Source organism: Pseudomonas sp. GXZC (assembly GCF_026967615.1).
GTDB lineage: Bacteria > Pseudomonadota > Gammaproteobacteria > Pseudomonadales > Pseudomonadaceae > Aquipseudomonas > Aquipseudomonas azotoformans_A.
Genome location: NZ_CP114115.1, coordinates 4,085,929 through 4,103,086 on the forward strand (window position 1 = coordinate 4,085,929; position 17,158 = coordinate 4,103,086).

13 protein-coding genes are annotated in these 17,158 nt (G+C 61.9%); all 13 read left to right on the forward strand.

All coding sequences use genetic code 11. The features are described from left to right. Positions 1-9: 9 nt before the first annotated feature. The 13 genes from OZ428_RS18915 to OZ428_RS18975 all read left to right on the forward strand — a co-directional run bounded on the left by OZ428_RS18915 (position 10) and on the right by OZ428_RS18975 (position 17,151). Positions 10-1,428, forward strand: a complete 1,419-nt coding sequence (locus OZ428_RS18915; RefSeq protein WP_269130886.1) for an aminotransferase — start codon at positions 10-12, stop codon at positions 1,426-1,428. A gap of 65 nt (positions 1,429-1,493) precedes the next feature. After that, positions 1,494-2,342 carry a response regulator transcription factor gene (locus OZ428_RS18920; protein ID WP_269130887.1) on the forward strand — a complete coding sequence of 283 codons (849 nt, stop codon included), beginning with the start codon at positions 1,494-1,496 and terminating at the stop codon, positions 2,340-2,342. Positions 2,343-2,430: 88 nt separating this feature from the next. After that, complete coding sequence (locus OZ428_RS18925; protein WP_010210937.1) at positions 2,431-2,712, forward strand: peptidylprolyl isomerase; 282 nt, start codon at positions 2,431-2,433, stop codon at positions 2,710-2,712. Between the two features lie 130 nt (positions 2,713-2,842). After that, positions 2,843-4,702, forward strand: a complete 1,860-nt coding sequence (locus tag OZ428_RS18930) for an extracellular solute-binding protein (protein WP_269130888.1) — start codon at positions 2,843-2,845, stop codon at positions 4,700-4,702. After that, on the forward strand, positions 4,702-5,763 hold the full coding sequence (locus OZ428_RS18935) for a microcin C ABC transporter permease YejB (RefSeq protein ID WP_016976573.1): 1,062 nt from the start codon (positions 4,702-4,704) through the stop codon (positions 5,761-5,763). The genes OZ428_RS18930 and OZ428_RS18935 overlap by 1 nt, the downstream gene beginning before the upstream one ends. Continuing rightward, positions 5,763-6,785, forward strand: coding sequence for an ABC transporter permease (locus tag OZ428_RS18940; RefSeq protein ID WP_028616409.1), 1,023 nt, complete (start codon positions 5,763-5,765; stop codon positions 6,783-6,785). Before OZ428_RS18935 ends, OZ428_RS18940 begins: the two co-directional genes overlap by 1 nt. Before the next feature lie 10 nt (positions 6,786-6,795). Beyond that, positions 6,796-8,370, forward strand: coding sequence for an ABC transporter ATP-binding protein (locus tag OZ428_RS18945; protein WP_269130889.1), 1,575 nt, complete (start codon positions 6,796-6,798; stop codon positions 8,368-8,370). After that, a complete protein-coding gene (locus OZ428_RS18950; protein ID WP_330911101.1) occupies positions 8,367-9,770 on the forward strand; it encodes a sigma-54 interaction domain-containing protein in 1,404 nt (467 codons plus the stop codon). The genes OZ428_RS18945 and OZ428_RS18950 overlap by 4 nt, the downstream gene beginning before the upstream one ends. 286 nt (positions 9,771-10,056) lie before the next feature. Beyond that, a complete protein-coding gene (locus OZ428_RS18955) occupies positions 10,057-11,448 on the forward strand; it encodes a GntP family permease (protein ID WP_269130890.1) in 1,392 nt (463 codons plus the stop codon). Positions 11,449-11,455: 7 nt separating this feature from the next. Further along, positions 11,456-12,229, forward strand: a complete 774-nt coding sequence (locus tag OZ428_RS18960; RefSeq protein ID WP_033902345.1) for a 3-hydroxybutyrate dehydrogenase — start codon at positions 11,456-11,458, stop codon at positions 12,227-12,229. Positions 12,230-12,242: 13 nt separating this feature from the next. Beyond that, entirely contained in the window at positions 12,243-14,201 is a 1,959-nt protein-coding gene (locus OZ428_RS18965) for an acetoacetate--CoA ligase (RefSeq protein WP_269130891.1), read from the forward strand. Between the two features lie 135 nt (positions 14,202-14,336). Beyond that, positions 14,337-16,832, forward strand: coding sequence for a PAS domain-containing hybrid sensor histidine kinase/response regulator (locus tag OZ428_RS18970; RefSeq protein WP_269130892.1), 2,496 nt, complete (start codon positions 14,337-14,339; stop codon positions 16,830-16,832). A gap of 43 nt (positions 16,833-16,875) precedes the next feature. After that, on the forward strand, positions 16,876-17,151 hold the full coding sequence (locus tag OZ428_RS18975; RefSeq protein ID WP_003174397.1) for a peptidylprolyl isomerase: 276 nt from the start codon (positions 16,876-16,878) through the stop codon (positions 17,149-17,151). The last annotated feature ends 7 nt before the right edge of the window (positions 17,152-17,158 follow it).

The window sequence follows — 17,158 nt, forward strand, 5'->3', positions numbered from 1 at the left end:
GTAAATGCCATGACTCTGCCAAATCCCGCTTTCTTCGCCCAATTCGACCACGACAAACTGGACGCCGCCGACAAAGCCCACTACATGCACGGCTTCCACATGTTCGACGAACACCGTGAACAAGGCTCGTTGAACATCGCGATGGGCGACGGCGCCTACATCTATGACACTCACGGCAACCGTTACCTGGATGCGGTCGGCGGCATGTGGTGTACGAATATCGGCCTGGGCCGCGAGGAAATGGCCGACGCCATCGCCAACCAGGTGCGCCAACTGGCGTACTCCAACCCGTTCTGCGACATGGCCAACGTCACCGCCATCGAACTCTGCGCCAAGCTCGCCAGCCTGGCGCCCGGCGACCTTGATCATGTGTTCCTCACCACTGGCGGCTCCACGGCGGTGGACACGGCCTACCGACTGGTGCAGTTCTATCAGAACAGTCGCGGCAAACCGACCAAGAAGCACATTATCTCGCGCTTCAGCGCCTACCACGGCAGTACGTTCCTGACGATGTCGATTGGTAACAAGGCCGCTGACCGCGCGCCGGAATTCGACTTCATGAGCGACCTGTTCCACCACATCTCTTGCCCCAACTACTACCGGGCGCCGGCGGGGATGAGCGAAGCGGACTTTCTCGACTTCCTGGTGAATGAGTTCGAAGACAAGATCCTCACCCTCGGCGCGGACAATGTGGCGGCGTTCTTCGCTGAGCCGATCATGGGTTCCGGCGGCGTGATCATTCCGCCGCTGGGCTACCATCGGCGCATGTGGGAAATCTGCCAGCGTCATGACCTGCTGTACGTCGCCGATGAAGTGGTGACCTCATTCGGGCGCCTCGGTGCGTTTTTCGCCTCCGAAGAGGTGTTCGGCATGCAGCCCGACATCATCACCACCGCCAAGGGCCTGACTTCCGGCTACCTGCCGCTGGGCGCGTGCATTTTCTCGGAGCGAATCTGGCAAGTCATCGGTGAACCGGGCAAGGGTCGCTGCTTCACCCACGGTTTCACCTACAGCGGGCATCCGGTGAGTTGTGTGGCGGCACTGAAAAACATCGAAATCATCGAACGGGAAAACCTGCTGGCCCATGTCGAAGAGGTCGGCGTGTATCTGGAGCAACGCCTGAAGACCCTGGCCGAGTTGCCCCTGGTAGGCGACATCCGCTGCCAGCGCCTGATGGCCTGCATTGAGTTCGTGGCGGACAAACGCACCAAGGCGCTGTTGCCGGACGCGGTCAACATCGGTGAGAAAATCCACCTGCGCGCCCAGGCCAAAGGCTTGCTGGTGCGCCCCATCGGCCATCTGAACGTGATGTCACCGCCACTGATCATCACCCACGCCCAGGTCGATGAAGTGGTGGAGACCCTGCGCCAGTGCATCCTCGACACGGCAGCCGAACTGCGCGCCAGCGGCGAGTACCAGGGCCGATGACCTATAGCGCCGAGCCCGTCTCGGCGTTGTGGCTTGGGCATCGACGGCCGGGTAGACTGGCCGTCATGACAACCACCAGCCCTGCCCCCTCCCTGCAGCAACTGGAAGCCTGGCACCACGCCCTGGGCCAGGCGCTTATTCATGTGGACGAGGCTTCGTTCCTCGAACACCTGGCCAGCGCGCTCTGCACGCTCACGCCCATCGAATCGATGATGATCAGCCTGGAACGCCAGGGCCTGCCGCCGCACTTGCTGTATCAGCAAGGCATTCCCCGGACCTACCAGGACGAGATCATTCACCGCTACTTTTCCCGCGGCTACTTGCTCGATCCCTTCTGCCTGGCAGTGGACAAAGGCCTGGCCGAAGGTTTCTACCACTTGGCCGAGATTGCCCCGGACGACTTTTTCAACAGCGAGTACTACAAGACCTATTACCTGCGCAGCGGCGGCGCCCAGGAGAGCTACTACATTGTCGACCTGTGCCCGCAGAGCAAGATCTCGCTGTGCATGTTCCAGGGGCTGAGCGCCGGCCAATTCACTGAGCCACAACTGGCCCTGCAGAAAGCCACCCAGGCCATGGTCCGCGAATTACTGCGCCGTTTCGGCACGAGCGGTGGCCTGACCAAAGTGATCAGCGACGACGCCTTCACCCAGACCCAGGCCCATCAGCAGATTGAAGCCGCGTTCATGGAATTTGGCAGCGGCGTATTGACCGTTCGTGAACGTGAGATCGCGCACTTGATCCTGCGCGGGCATTCGGTGAAATCCACCGCGCAAGTGCTGGGCATTTCGCCGGAAACCGTGCGCATGCACCGTAAGAATCTGTACACCAAGCTGGCGATCAATTCCCAGGCCGAGCTGTTTGCGCTGTTTATCGAATGGCTGACCCGCAGTGGCGCCATGGCCCGCAGTTGAACCACTCAGGCAATCGGCGGGAACTTTGCCAGGAAATAACCGCCTGAATCCGGTAGGCTCACCCTTTTCATTCAAGGAGTTACTTCCCATGGCCAAAGCCACCGCCCGTCACATCCTCGTTTCCACTGAAGACAAGTGCAACGAACTCAAGGCCCAAATCGAAGGCGGCGCCGATTTCGCAGAGATCGCCAAAGCCAACTCCAGCTGCCCGTCCAGCCGCGACGGCGGCAACCTGGGTTCGTTCGGTCCAGGCCAGATGGTCAAGGAATTCGACACTGTCGTCTTCAGCGCCCCGGTCAATACCGTGCAAGGCCCTGTGAAAACCCAGTTCGGCTACCATCTGCTGGAAGTCACCAGCCGCCAGGACTGATCCAGTCTGCGCTGATGCTTTAAACAACGGCCCGCCTTTTGGTGGGCCGTTGTGCATGTGATGACTGGCGACGCTGATGCCGTTAGCGTACAAATCCCTTTTCTACTTCACACGGCGTTCAAGGCTGACAATGCGATTGGCTTTTTCCTACATTTTGAGTTCGACCCTGGCCCTGCTGCTGGCCAGCACCGCCGTGATCGCGGCACCTCAACCGTACCTGACCGTGTACGGCGAACCGGCCAAGTACCCCGCCGGCTTTACCCATTTTGACTATGCCAACCCGAACGCCCCCAAGGGCGGCAGCCTGCGCCGCTCGGCCATCGAGATCGGGCGCTTTGACCACGTGCTGCCCTATATCGACAAAGGCATCGGCGTCTCTCAGGTCGACGGCTGGCTGTATGCGCCCCTGGCCCAGCGTTCCCTGGACGAGCCCTACACCGTTTACGGCCTGGTGGCCGAAAAGATGGAGCGCGCCGACGACGGCCTGTCGCTGCGTTTTTTCCTCAACCCCAAGGCCCGCTTTGCCGACGGCAAGGCCATCACCGCCGAAGATGTGCGCTACAGCTTCGACCTGCTGATGACCCAAGGCAGCCTGCGCTTTCGCACCCTGTTTGCCGACGTCAAGCACGTCGAAGTCGAGGGCGAACGCCAAGTGCGTTTCGATTTCTCCAGCAATGAAAACCGCACCCTGCCCCTGGACATCGCCACCCTGCCGGTCTTCCCGGAACACTGGTGGAAGACCCGCGACTTCGCCAATGGCGGCGGCTATGAAGCGCCTCTGGGCAGCGGCCCCTATAAAGTCAGCAAGATCGACTCCGGCAGCACCATCACCTTTACCCGCGATCCGAACTGGTGGGGCAAGGACCTGCCCGTCAGCCGTGGCCTGTATAACTTCGATCACCTGAGCCTGGAGTACTTCGGCGACACCGAAGTGGCCCGCCAGGTATTGCGCGGCGGTGCCTACGATTTCAACCGCGAGTTTTCCGCCACCGGTTACTCCATCGGCTACAACGGCCCGGCCCTGGATGACGGTCGCCTGCAACGCGCGCACCTGGCCAAGGAAATGCCGCAACCGGCCCAGGGTTATGTGTTCAATGTGCAAAAACCGATGTTCAAGGACCGCCGCGTGCGCCAGGCCCTGGCAATGCTGTGGGACTTCGAATGGGCCAACCGACAGATGATGCGCAACATGTACATCCGCCAGCAGAGCTTCTTCTCCAACAGCCCGCTGGCGGCCAGCCAGCCGCCGACCCCGGAAGAACTGGCGATTCTTGAACCCTTGCGCGGCCAGGTACCGGACGAAGTGTTCACCCAGGTGTTCAAGGCGCCGGTCACCGACGGCAGCGGCATGATCCGCGACAAGCAATTGCAGGCCCTGGCCTTGCTGGAGGAAGCCGGCTGGAAACCGGACGGCGACAAACTGGTGAATGCCGAGGGCGAACCGCTGGAATTCACTTTCCTTAATGCCCAAAGCGGCATGGAACGCCTGCTGCTGCCGTACAAGCGCAACCTGGCGCAAATCGGTATCACCCTGAATATCCGTCGTATCGACTCCTCCCAGTATGTGAACCGCGTGATGGCACGGGACTACGACATGATCGTCACCGGTTTTCCGGTCACCACCTCGCCCGGCATGGAGCTGTACAACTACTTCGGCTCGGCCGCCGCGTTCGATCCCGGCGCCAACAACTATATGGTGCTCAAGGACCCGGCCGTCGACAGCCTGATCAAGGGCTTGGTCAAGGCCGACAACCAGGCGCAGATGCTCACCTACGCCCACGCGCTGGACCGGGTGCTGCAATGGAATTACCTGTGGATTCCCAACTACTACCCGCCCGGCACGTCCGCCGCGTGGTGGAACCGCTTCGGCCGCCCGGCCATCGAGGCGAAAAACGACGAAGCCCTGGAAACCTGGTGGGAAATCAGCCCCACGCCCCTGACCAACGAACAAATGAACGCTGAGTTGAAAAAACGCGGAGGTGCGCGCTGATGTTTGCCTATATCGTGCGGCGCCTGCTGCTGATCATCCCGACGCTGGTGATCATCCTGCTGGTGAATTTCGTGATCGTACAAGCCGCGCCCGGCGGCCCGGTCGAGCAAGCCATTGCCCATTTGCAAGGCATTGGCGGCGGTGGCGTCGGTGGTTCCTCCGGCGAAGGCATCAGCGGCGGCTCCCGCGCCAGCCGTGGCCTGGACCCGAAGTTGATCGCAGACATCGAAAAACAATACGGCTTCGACAAGCCGGCACCGGAGCGCTTGTGGCTGATGCTCAAGAGCTACGCGCAACTGGACTTTGGTAACAGCTTCTTTCGCGGCAAGACGGTGATCGACCTGATCCTGGAAAAGATGCCGGTGACCATCTCCCTCGGCCTGTGGGCAACGCTGATCACCTACCTGGTGTCGATCCCCTTGGGGATTCGCAAGGCGGTGCGCCACGGCAGCAGCTTTGATGTATGGAGCAGCACCGCGATTGTCATCGGCTATGCGATGCCCGCGTTCCTGTTTGCGATGTTCCTGATCGTGGTGTTTGCCGGGGGCACGTCGCTGAACTGGTTCCCGGTGCGCGGGCTGGTGTCGGAGAACTTCGAAGAACTCAGCACCGTGGGCAAGATTGCCGACTATTTCTGGCACCTCGTATTGCCGGTCACCTCGCTGGTCATCGGCGGGTTTGCCACGCTGACCATCCTCACCAAGAACTCGTTCTTGAATGAAATCACGCGCCAGTATGTGGTGACCGCCCGTGCCAAGGGCCTGAGCGAACGGCGCGTGTTGTACGGCCATGTGTTCCGTAACGCGATGTTGCTGGTGATCTCGGGGATTCCCCAGGCATTCATCGCCGTGTTCTTCGCCGGTTCCCTGCTGATCGAGGTGATCTTCTCCCTGGATGGCCTGGGCCGCATGAGCTACGAAGCCGCCGTCTCCCGCGATTATCCGGTGGTGTTCGGTTCGTTGTTTATCTTCACCTTGTTCGGCCTCTTGATAAAACTCATCGGTGACCTCTGCTACACCCTGGTGGACCCGCGTATCGACTTTGCCGCGAGGAACGCCTGATGCTTAACCTGTCTCCGGTGGCGCGCCGCCGTTTCGAGCGCTTCAAGAAAAACCGCCGTGGCTGGTGGTCGCTGTGGCTGTTTATCGGCCTGTTTATCCTGACCCTCGGCGGTGAGTTGATCGCCAACGACAAACCCTTGGTGCTGAGTTTCAAGAACGAACTGTATTTCCCGGTGTTCAAGCGTTACACCGAACAACAGTTCGGCGGCCAGTTGCCCTTCCAGGCTGACTACCGCAGTGACTACGTGAAAAAGCTGATCGAGCAGGACGGCGGCTGGATGCTGTTCCCGCCGATCCCGTTCAGCGACGACACGCCCAACTACGAACTGACCCGCCCTGCCCCCAGCCCGCCCTCGGCGGTGAACTGGCTGGGCACCGATGATCAGTCGCGGGATGTGTTGGCGCGGGTGATCTTTGGTGCGCGGGTGTCGATCCTGTTTGCCCTGGCGCTCACCGCGATCAGCGCCGCCATCGGTATTGCAGCCGGTGCGTTGCAGGGTTATTACGGCGGCTGGGTGGATTTGATTGGCCAGCGCGTGCTGGAGGTGTGGTCCGGGCTGCCGGTGCTGTACCTGCTGATCATCCTGTCCGGTTTTGTCGAGCCCAATTTCTGGTGGCTGCTGGGGATCATGGCGCTGTTTTCCTGGCTGGCCCTGGTGGACGTGGTGCGCGCCGAGTTCCTGCGCGGGCGCAACCTGGAATACGTCAAGGCCGCACGGGCCTTGGGTTTGGGTGATGGCAAGATCATTCGCCGGCATATCCTGCCCAATGCCATGACCGCGACCTTGAGCTACCTGCCGTTCATCCTGACCGGCGCGATTTCTACCCTGAGCGCCCTGGATTTCCTCGGTTTCGGCATGCCGGCAGGCAGCGCCTCCCTGGGCGAGCTGATTGCCCAGGGCAAGCAGAACCTGCAAGCGCCCTGGCTGGGCCTGACGGCGTTCTTCACACTGGCGCTGATCCTGTCGCTGCTGGTGTTTATCGGCGAGGCATTGCGTGATGCCTTCGACCCACGCTCATGAGTGACCGCCTATGAACCTGATCGAAATCCGCGACCTCAGCGTCGCCTTCAGCGGCCAGACCGTGGTGCGCAACCTGAGCCTGGACGTACGCCCCGGCGAGTGCCTGGCGCTGGTGGGCGAGTCGGGCTCGGGCAAGTCGGTGACCGCCCACTCGATCCTGCAATTGCTGCCCGAAGCCGGCACCGAAACCACCGGCTCTATCCGTTACCGCGGCCAGGAGCTGATTGGCGCATCGGCGGCGACCCTGCAGAAGCTGCGCGGCAACCGTATTGCGATGATCTTCCAGGAGCCGATGACCTCCCTGAACCCGTTGCACAGTATCGAAAAGCAGATCGGTGAAACCCTGCTGTTGCACAAGGGCCTGGGAGGCAAGGCGGCCCAGGCGCGCATCCTCGAATTGCTTGACCTGGTTGGCATTCAGAAACCCCAGGAACGGCTCAAGGCCTATCCCCATCAACTGTCCGGCGGGCAACGCCAGCGCGTGATGATCGCCATGGCCCTGGCCTGCGAGCCGGAACTGCTGATCGCCGACGAACCGACCACCGCGTTGGACGTGACCGTGCAGCGCAAGATCCTGCTGCTGCTCAAGTCCCTGCAACAACGCCTGGGCATGTCGCTGCTGCTGATCAGCCACGACCTCAACCTGGTGCGCAGCATTGCCCAGCGCGTGTGCGTGATGCGCGCGGGTGAGATTGTCGAGCAGGCCGACTGCCAGAGCCTGTTCAATGCGCCGCAACATCCTTACAGCCGATTGCTGCTGGATGCCGAGCCGGACGGTGATGCGCTGTGCAGCGATGAGCGCGAAACCGTGTTGCAGGTAGACGACCTGAGCGTGCAATTCCCCCTCGGCGGCGGCTTGTTTCGGCGCAAGACCTACCTGCGTGCAGTGGACGGCATCAGCCTCAGCGTGCAACGTGGCAAAACCCTGGGGATTGTCGGTGAGTCCGGCTCGGGCAAATCCACCCTGGGCCAGGCGATCCTGCGACTGCTGGACTCCACCGGCAGCATCCGCTTCCAGGGTGAAGCCCTCGACCCGCTGAATAACCAGCAGATGCGCCCATGGCGCAAGCAGATGCAGGTGGTGTTCCAGGACCCTTACGGCAGCCTCAGCCCACGCATGACCGTGGAGCAGATCATCAGCGAAGGCCTGGAAGTGCACGCGCCGTGCAGCCTGGCCGACCGCGACGCGCAAGTGGTGCAGGTGCTCAAGGATGTGGGCCTCGACCCCGCCAGCCGTCACCGCTACCCCCATGAGTTTTCCGGCGGCCAGCGCCAACGCATTGCCATCGCCCGCGCCTTGGTGCTCAAGCCGGCGCTGATGCTGCTCGACGAACCCACCTCGGCCCTCGACCGCACCGTGCAGAAGCAAGTGGTGGCGCTGCTGCGTGAACTGCAGGAGAAATACGGCCTGACTTACCTGTTCATCAGCCATGACCTGGCGGTGGTGCGCGCGATGGCCCACGACATGATCGTGATCAAGGACGGCAAGGTCGTTGAGGCTGGCGCGAGCCATCGGGTGTTTGATGCGCCGCAGCATCCCTACACCCAGGAATTGCTGGCGGCCGCCTGCGGATTATCCTCATGAGCACCAGCCTCACGGATTACCAACAGGTTCGCGGCCTGGCCATCCAGTCGCTGTTCGAGATCATCGAGCAGTCCAGCGAAGGCACGGTGATTGTCGACCGCGACGCGAACATCGTGTGGATGAACGAGCGCTACGCCAAGCGCTTTGGCCTGAAAAGCGCCGACGAAGCCATCGGCCAGCCCTGCGAGCAGGTGATTTCCAACAGCCTGTTGCGCCAAGTGGTGCGCAATGATCAGCCGATCCTGCTGGACATCCAGGACACGCCCAAAGGCCCGCTGGTGGTGATGCGTTTGCCGATCCACAACGATGCCGGCGCGGTGATCGGCGCGATTGGCTTTGCGTTGTTCGATGAACTGCGCAACCTGTCACCGCTGATCGAGCGCTACCTGAGCATGCAGCAGGAGTTGGCCTCGACACGCTCATTGCTGCGTTCACGCCAGAGCAAATACAACTTCGCGCACTTTATCGGCACCAGCGCCGCCAGCCTCGAAGTCAAACGCCGGGCGCGGCGCAGTGCCAGCGCCGAGTCGCCGGTGTTGCTGCTGGGCGAGACCGGCACCGGCAAGGAATTGCTGGCCCAGGCGATTCACGGCGCGTCGAGCCGTGCGCATAAGGCCTTTGTCAGCATCAACAGTGCAGCGATTCCCGCTGACCTGCTGGAGGCCGAGTTCTTCGGCACCGCACCGGGCGCGTTTACCGGCGCCGACCGCAAGGGTCGTGCGGGCAAATTCCAGATTGCCCAGGGCGGCACGCTGTTCCTCGATGAAATCGGCGACATGCCGCTGCCGCTGCAAAGCAAATTGCTGCGGGTGTTGCAGGAGAAGGAATTCGAGCCGGTGGGCTCCAACGAGATGCTGCACAGCGATGTGCGGGTGATCGCGGCCACGTCCATGGATCTTGAAGCGGCGATCAAACGCGGTGAATTTCGCGCCGACTTGTATTACCGGCTGAATGTGCTGCCGATCCAGGTGCCGCCGCTGCGTGAGCGGCTGGAGGATATTCCGGCGCTGAGCGAGGCGATTCTTGAAGAGTTGCGTAGCCAGCATGAACTGGACCGTGAGGCACTGGCCCTGCTGGCACAGCACGCGTGGCCGGGAAATATCCGAGAGCTGCGCAATGTGTTGGAACGCGCGGCGCTGCTGAGTGATGACCTGGTGCTGAATGCCAGGGAAATACGGGCGGCGATTGGTACCTTTACGCCGGTGGCGCGTAACAGTGTCGTCGCGACGGTGGAGGGGGAAAGTTTCAACGCGGCGCGGGAGCGGTTTGATCGGCAGATCATCACGGCAGCGTTGAAGGCGTATGAGGGCAATGTGGTGGAGGCGGCCAAGCAACTGGGGCTTGGGCGGTCGACGTTGTACAAGAAGATGGTGGCGTTGGGGATAGAGCAGTCTCAATAAAGAGACTTAAATCTCAATATATAGATGAACTATTGTGGGAGCTGGCTTGCCTGCGATAGCGGTGGTTCAGCAGAGTCATGGGTGACTGAAACACCGTTATCGCAGGCAAGCCAGCTCCCACATTTGATTTCCACTTGTCTCAAAATCGAGACAGCATTCGAGAAATTCGCTGTAAAACTAAAAATATTTCATACATATCAACAAGTTATGGTTTTGGCACACATCTCGCTATAGCCCCTTCCTACAGCAACACCCCACAAAAATAACAATCCGATGGAGACACACCATGAGTGTGATCATTGCCCTGGCAGCGCTCGCGTTGCTGATGCTGGCTGCCTACCGTGGCTATAGCGTTATCCTGTTTGCCCCCATCGCCGCCCTCGGCGCTGTCCTGCTTACCGACCCGTCCGCCGTCGCGCCTGCCTTTACCGGGGTGTTCATGGAGAAGATGGTCGGCTTTATCAAACTGTATTTCCCGGTGTTCCTGCTCGGCGCGGTGTTCGGCAAGCTGATCGAGCTGTCGGGCTTTTCGCGCTCCATCGTGGCCGCAGCAATCCGTCTGCTCGGCACGCGCCAGGCGATGCTGGTGATCGTGCTGGTCTGCGCCCTGCTCACCTACGGCGGCGTGTCGCTGTTTGTGGTGGTGTTTGCGGTGTACCCGTTCGCGGCGGAGATGTTCCGCCAGAGCAATATCCCGAAACGCCTGATCCCGGCGACCATTGCCCTCGGCGCGTTCTCGTTCACGATGGACGCCCTGCCCGGCACGCCGCAGATCCAGAACATCATCCCCAGTACCTTCTTCAACACCACGGCCTGGGCCGCGCCATGGCTGGGCCTGATCGGTACGATCTTCGTGTTCTGCGCCGGCATGCTGTACCTGGCACGCCAGCGCAACAAAGCGCAACGGGCCGGTGAAGGCTACGGCACCGAGCTGCGCAACGAGCCGGAAACGGCCGACAACCTGGCGCTGCCCAACCCCTGGATCGCGCTGTCGCCGCTGATTCTGGTGGGCGTGATGAACCTGCTGTTCACCCACTGGATCCCGCAGTGGTACGGCAAGACCCACAGCCTCGCCCTGCCAGGCATGACCACGCCGGTGACCACCGAAATCGCCAAGCTCACCGCGATCTGGGCGGTGCAAGCGGCGTTGCTGGTGGGCATCGTCATGGTGTTGGTGTTTGGCTGGTCGGCCATCCAGAGCAAACTCGCCGAAGGCAGCAAAAGCGCGGTCAGCGGTGCGTTGCTGGCGGCGATGAACACCGCGTCCGAATACGGCTTTGGTGCCGTGATCGCCTCGCTGCCAGGCTTTCTGGTGTTGGCGGACTGGCTCAAGGGCATCCCTAACCCACTGGTCAACGAAGCGATTACCGTGACCCTGTTGGCCGGTATCACCGGCTCGGCGTCGGGTGGGATGAGCATCGCCCTGGCGGCCATGTCCGAGAGCTTTATTTCGGCGGCCCACGCGGCCAATATCCCCCTTGAAGTGCTGCACCGCGTCGCGGCCATGGCCAGCGGCGGCATGGACACCCTGCCCCACAACGGCGCGGTGATCACGCTGCTGGCGGTCACTGGCCTGACGCACCGCGAAGCCTACAAGGATATTTTCGGCATCACGATCATCAAGACCCTCGCGGTGTTCGTGGTGATCGGTACTTTCTACGCCACCGGCATTGTGTGAGGTTTTCATGACGACATTGAACGGCAAGACCGCCCTGGTCACCGGCTCCACCAGCGGCATCGGCTTAGGCATTGCCTTGAGCCTGGCCAAGGCCGGCGCCAACCTGATCCTCAACGGCTTCGGCGACGCCAGCGCGGTGATCGCCCAGGTACAGGCGTTCGGCGGCAAGGTCGGCCATCACCCGGCGGACGTCAGCGACCCGGCGCAAATCGCCGACATGATCGCCTACGCCGAGCGTGAATTCGGCGGCGTGGATATCCTGGTGAACAATGCCGGCATTCAACATGTGGCGGCGGTGGAAGACTTCCCGGCGGAGCGCTGGGACTCGATCATTGCGATCAACCTGTCGTCGGTGTTCCACAGCACACGCTTGAGCTTGCCGGGCATGAAGGCCAAGGGCTGGGGACGTATTGTCAATATCGCCTCGGTGCATGGCCAGGTCGGTTCGGTGGGCAAGGCGGCGTATGTAGCCGCCAAACACGGTGTGATTGGCTTGACCAAGGTCGTCGGCCTGGAAACCGCCACCAGCAACGTGACGTGCAACGCCATCTGCCCCGGCTGGGTGCTGACGCCGCTGGTGCAGAAGCAGATTGATGACCGTGCCGCCGCCGGCGTTGACCCGCAACAGGCGCAGCATGATCTGCTGGCGGAGAAGCAGCCGTCCCTGGAGTTTGTCACGCCGCCGCAATTGGGCGAGTTGGTGCTGTTTTTGTGCAGCGAAGCCGGCAGCCAGGTGCGCGGCGCCGCGTGGAATATCGACGGCGGCTGGCTGGCACAATAACAAGAGGCCCACTATGTCCGAGATCCTCTGGCAACCCTCCCCGGAACGCATCGTCCACACGCGGATGGACCAGTTCCGGCGCTACATCAACCAGCGCTACAGCGTGCAGCTGAGCAACTACCCGGCGCTGCACCAGTGGAGCATCGACCAGCGCGCGGATTTCTGGCGGGCGATCGTGGAATACTTCGACGTGCAATTTCGCAATCCGCCCACGGCGGTGCTGATCGAAGACGCCGAGATGCCCAGCGCCCAATGGTTTCCCGGCGCGACCCTGAACTTCGCCGAGCACCTGTTGCGCCGTCGCGACGATCACCCCGCCGTGGTCGCCCTCGGTGAAGACGGCCAGCGCGAGCAATTGACCTACGCCGAACTGGCGGCCCATGTCGCCGGCCTGCAAAGCAGCCTGCGGGCGGCCGGTGTCGTGCAGGGTGACCGCGTCGCGGCCTGCATGCCCAACACCTGGCAAACCCTGGTGGGCATGCTTGCCACCACCAGCCTGGGCGCGATCTGGTCATGTTCGTCGCCGGACTTCGGCACCCAGGGCGTGATCGACCGGTTCGGCCAGATCGAACCCAAGGTGCTGATCACTTGCGCCGGTTATCGTTATGCCGGCAAAACCATCGACCAGACCGCCAAGCTCAATGAAATCCTCGAACGCCTGCCGTCCCTGGAGCAGTTGATCGTCGTGCCGTACGCGCGGCACCAGGCAAGGATCGAGGACTATCAAACCCACGCCCGCGTCGCGCTGTGGCAGGACTTCTACCAGCCCGGCGGCGCGCCTGAATTCGTCGCGGTGCCGTTCGACCATCCGCTGTACATCCTCTATTCCAGCGGCACCACCGGCGTGCCCAAGTGCATCATCCACGGCACCGGCGGCGTGCTGCTCACCCACCTCAAGGAACACGGCCTGCATGCCGACCTGTCCCGCGAGGACTGCCTGTTCTACTACACCACCTGCGGCTGGATGATGTGGAACTGGCTGGTGTCGGTACTGGCCATCGGCGCCACGGCGGTGCTGTATGACGGTTCGCCGTTTCATCCGGGGCCCGAGCGTTTGATCGACCTGATCGATGCCGAGAAGATCAGCGTGTTCGGCACCAGCCCCAAGTTTCTCGCCACCTTGGAAAAGGCCGGCTTGCAACCGCGCCTGAGCCACGACCTGAGCAGTCTCAAAGGCTTGATTTCGACCGGTTCGCCCCTGTCGCCGCAGAGCTACGACTACGTGTACCGCGAAATCAAGGGCGAGCTGTGCCTTTCCTCCATGTCTGGCGGCACCGATATCGTCTCCTGCTTTGTGATCGGCAACCCGGTGCTGCCGGTGCGTCGCGGTGAAATGCAGTGCAAGAGCCTGGCGATGGCCATTGAGGTGTGGGACGACCAGGGCCAGCCGTTGGTCGGCGAAAAAGGCGAGCTGGTGTGCACTCGGCATTTCCCGGCCATGCCGATTGGGCTTTGGAATGACCCAGAGCGAAAAAAACTGCGCGCTTCGTATTTCAGCCAGTTTCCCGGTGTATGGGCTCAGGGGGACTACGCCGAACAGCGTCCCAACGGCAGCCTGCTGATCCACGGGCGCTCCGACGCGGTGCTCAACCCCGGCGGCGTGCGGATCGGCACGGCCGAGATTTATCGCCAGGTGGAAAAAGTCCCACAGGTGCAGGAAAGCCTGGCCATCGGCCAACGCTGGCAGGACGACGTGCGCGTGGTGCTGTTCGTACGCCTCAACGAGGGTGTCGAGTTGGACGACGCGCTGGAGCAGCAGATCCGCCAGGTGATCCGCGCCAACACCACACCGCGCCATGTGCCGGCGAAGATCCTCGCTGTCACCGATATCCCCCGCACCATCAGCGGCAAGATCGTCGAATTGGCGGTGCGCAATGTGGTGCACGGTGAGCCGGTGAAGAACACCGACGCCCTGGCCAACCCGCAGGCGCTGGAGCAGTTTCGCGACCGGCCTGAACTGGCGAACGGATGAAAGGTTTCAGCGCTGACGCACTCATTTGAAGACAAACCCCGAATGCATGCTATTTTTCGGGGGTAGTCACCCATTCCCAAGTCACGGGATAATGGGTGTTGTCATCTTTCAAAGCGTTACGCTCAGGGCTTTTTCATGATTGGAACATCCACCGGTAGCGAAGCCGCTGCATTGATTGCGCGGCTGGACTGGGCGCAAAGCCCGCTCGGTGAGGCCAGTGATTGGCCGCAAAGCCTGCGCACCGCCGTGGATATTGTCGTCCACTCGCCGATGCCGATGCTCCTGCTGTGGGGCAGCCAGCTCACGCAGCTCTACAACGACGGCTTCGCCCAACTCGCCGGCAACAAACACCCTGAAGCGATGGGCCAGCCGGCGCATCAGACCTGGCCGGAGCTGGAAAGCTTTACCGCGCCGATCTACGACGCCGTGCTCAGCGGCCAGGTGCGCACCTTCAGCGAGCAGCGGTTCGTGCTGCAACGCAACAATCGCGACACGGAAATCTGGCTGGACCTGACCTACAGCCCGATCCGCGATGAAAGCGCCCGTGTGGCCGGGATTCTGGTCACCGCCATCGAAACCAACGAACGCCGCAAGGCCCAACACAACACCGAACAACGCTTGCAGTTGGCCTTGGCCGCCACCGACGCGGTAGGCACCTGGGATTGGGACATCGGCGAAGACCGCTTCATCGCCGACGCGCACTTCGCCTACTTGCACGGCGTCGACCCCAGCGATGCGCGTTCGTTGCCGATCAGCGATTACCTGCACGGCGTGCACCCGGAAGACCGTGGCATGGTGGCGCGCAGCATCAAGCACTGCATCACCTTTGGCACCGAGTACGCCGAGGAGTATCGCTTGCTGCAAGCCGACGGCCAGGTACGCTGGGTGTTCGCCCGTGGCCGTTGCTACAAGGATCATCAAGGCCGCCCGGCACGTTTCCTCGGGGCCGCGCTGGACCTCACCGAGCGCAAGAACACCGAGCAGGCCTTGCGTCAGAGCCAGACCGAGTTGCAACTGATCATCAACGCCATGCCGGTGTTGATCGGTTATGTCGACCATGAACAGCGCTTTCGCCTGAACAACAGCGCGTACCTGGAATGGTACGGCATGACGCCCCAGGAGCTGTACGGCAAGACCATCCGCGAAGTGCTCGGCGACGAGGTGTACGCCGGGCGTGAAGACAAGATCGCCGCCGCGCTCAAGGGCAAGGCCTGCAGCTTCATGACCATCACTCCGCACCACGATGGCCGTCCGCGCCATGCGTTGATGAAGTACCTGCCGCGGTTCAGCAATGACGGTTCAGTCAATGGTTTCTACATCTTCGTGATCGACGAGACCGAACGCAAACTCACCGAAGAAGCCCTGCGCCACCTCAACGAAAACCTTGAAGAACGCGTGGCCCAGCGCACCCAGGCCCTGGCCGAAGCCAATCAGCGCCTGCAAAACGAGATGTACGAGCGTGAGCGTGCCGAAGACGCGTTGCGCCATGCGCAGAAGATGGAAGCCGTGGGCCAGCTCACCGGTGGCATTGCCCATGACTTCAACAATATGCTCACCGGTATCATCGGCAGCCTGGACCTGATGCAGCGCTACATCGCCGCCGGGCGCAGTGACGAGATCGGCCGTTTTACCGATGCCGCCGTGTCCTCCGCCCATCGCGCGGCCGCTCTCACCCATCGGTTGCTGGCGTTCTCGCGCCGTCAGTCGCTGGACCGACGCCCGCTGGACCCGAACCAATTGGTCGCCTCCCTGGAAGACTTGTTCCGTCGCACCAAAGGCGCGCACATCGGGCTCAAGGTGCAACTGGGTCGCGACATCTGGCCGGTGAACACCGACGCCAGCCAACTGGAAAACGCCCTGCTCAACCTGGTGATCAACGCGCGCGACGCCATGCCCGACGGCGGCGAACTGCTGATCGAAACCGCCAACAGTTACCTGGACGGCACCGACATCACCACCCTTGAACCGGTCAAGGCCGGCGACTACGTGATGCTCGGCGTGTGCGACAACGGCACCGGCATGGCGCCGAAAATCCTGGCCAAGGCGTTCGACCCGTTCTTCACCACCAAACCCATCGGCCAGGGCACTGGCCTGGGGCTGTCGATGATCTACGGGTTTGCCCAGCAGTCCGGTGGTCATGTGACCATTCATAGCGAGCCGGGCCAAGGCACGTGCGTACGTCTGTACCTGCCGCGCCTGTATGGCACGGCGCTGGAAAGCAGTTTACCTGCCAGCCTCGGTGAAGCACCGGTGGCCCTGGCCGGCGAAGCGGTGGTGGTGGTCGAAGACGACCCGGCAGTGCGCATGCTGGTGGTCAATGTGCTCGACGAACTGGGCTACACCGCGCACCAGGCGGCGGATGCGCGGGCGGCACTTCCGCTGCTGGAGTCGGACCTGCGCGTCGACTTGTTGGTCACCGATGTTGGCCTGCCGGGCATGAATGGCCGGCAATTGGCGGAGATTGCCCGCCAACACCGGCCTGGCTTGCGCGTCTTGTTCATGACCGGTTATGCCGAAAAAGCCGCCGAACGCCAGGGATTCCTGGAGGACGGCATGGACATGGTCGCCAAGCCGTTCTCCATCGACCTGCTGGCCACCAAAATCCGTAGCATGATCAGCGTCGACGCATGAGTTCAGGCATAATCGCGCGCCGTCGCACACCTGGTAGAGATCAATGAAAGCCCAAGCCCGTCATATCCTGGTGAAAACCAGCGAAGAAGCCGAACAACTCAAGCAGCGCATCGCCAAGGGTGAAGCCTTTGATGTGCTGGCCAAGAAGTACTCCACCTGCCCGTCCGGCAAACGTGGCGGCGACTTGGGTGAAGTGCGGCCGGGGCAGATGGTGGGGGCGATTGATGCGGTGATCTTCAAGAAGCCGGTGAAGGTGGTTCACGGGCCGATCAAGAGCAAGTTCGGGTATCACTTGGTGCAGGTGTTTTACCGCGACTGATAAACCG

What these genes read in the sequence shown, in the direction of transcription:
- OZ428_RS18915 (WP_269130886.1), top strand. Translation starts at nt 10, where the DNA reads ATGACTCTGCCAAATCCCGCTTTCTTCGCCCAATTCGACCACGACAAA.
- OZ428_RS18920 (WP_269130887.1), top strand. Translation starts at nt 1,494, where the DNA reads ATGACAACCACCAGCCCTGCCCCCTCCCTGCAGCAACTGGAAGCCTGG.
- OZ428_RS18925 (WP_010210937.1), top strand. Translation starts at nt 2,431, where the DNA reads ATGGCCAAAGCCACCGCCCGTCACATCCTCGTTTCCACTGAAGACAAG.
- OZ428_RS18930 (WP_269130888.1), top strand. Translation starts at nt 2,843, where the DNA reads ATGCGATTGGCTTTTTCCTACATTTTGAGTTCGACCCTGGCCCTGCTG.
- OZ428_RS18935 (WP_016976573.1), top strand. Translation starts at nt 4,702, where the DNA reads ATGTTTGCCTATATCGTGCGGCGCCTGCTGCTGATCATCCCGACGCTG.
- OZ428_RS18940 (WP_028616409.1), top strand. Translation starts at nt 5,763, where the DNA reads ATGCTTAACCTGTCTCCGGTGGCGCGCCGCCGTTTCGAGCGCTTCAAG.
- OZ428_RS18945 (WP_269130889.1), top strand. Translation starts at nt 6,796, where the DNA reads ATGAACCTGATCGAAATCCGCGACCTCAGCGTCGCCTTCAGCGGCCAG.
- OZ428_RS18950 (WP_330911101.1), top strand. Translation starts at nt 8,367, where the DNA reads ATGAGCACCAGCCTCACGGATTACCAACAGGTTCGCGGCCTGGCCATC.
- OZ428_RS18955 (WP_269130890.1), top strand. Translation starts at nt 10,057, where the DNA reads ATGAGTGTGATCATTGCCCTGGCAGCGCTCGCGTTGCTGATGCTGGCT.
- OZ428_RS18960 (WP_033902345.1), top strand. Translation starts at nt 11,456, where the DNA reads ATGACGACATTGAACGGCAAGACCGCCCTGGTCACCGGCTCCACCAGC.
- OZ428_RS18965 (WP_269130891.1), top strand. Translation starts at nt 12,243, where the DNA reads ATGTCCGAGATCCTCTGGCAACCCTCCCCGGAACGCATCGTCCACACG.
- OZ428_RS18970 (WP_269130892.1), top strand. Translation starts at nt 14,337, where the DNA reads ATGATTGGAACATCCACCGGTAGCGAAGCCGCTGCATTGATTGCGCGG.
- OZ428_RS18975 (WP_003174397.1), top strand. Translation starts at nt 16,876, where the DNA reads ATGAAAGCCCAAGCCCGTCATATCCTGGTGAAAACCAGCGAAGAAGCC.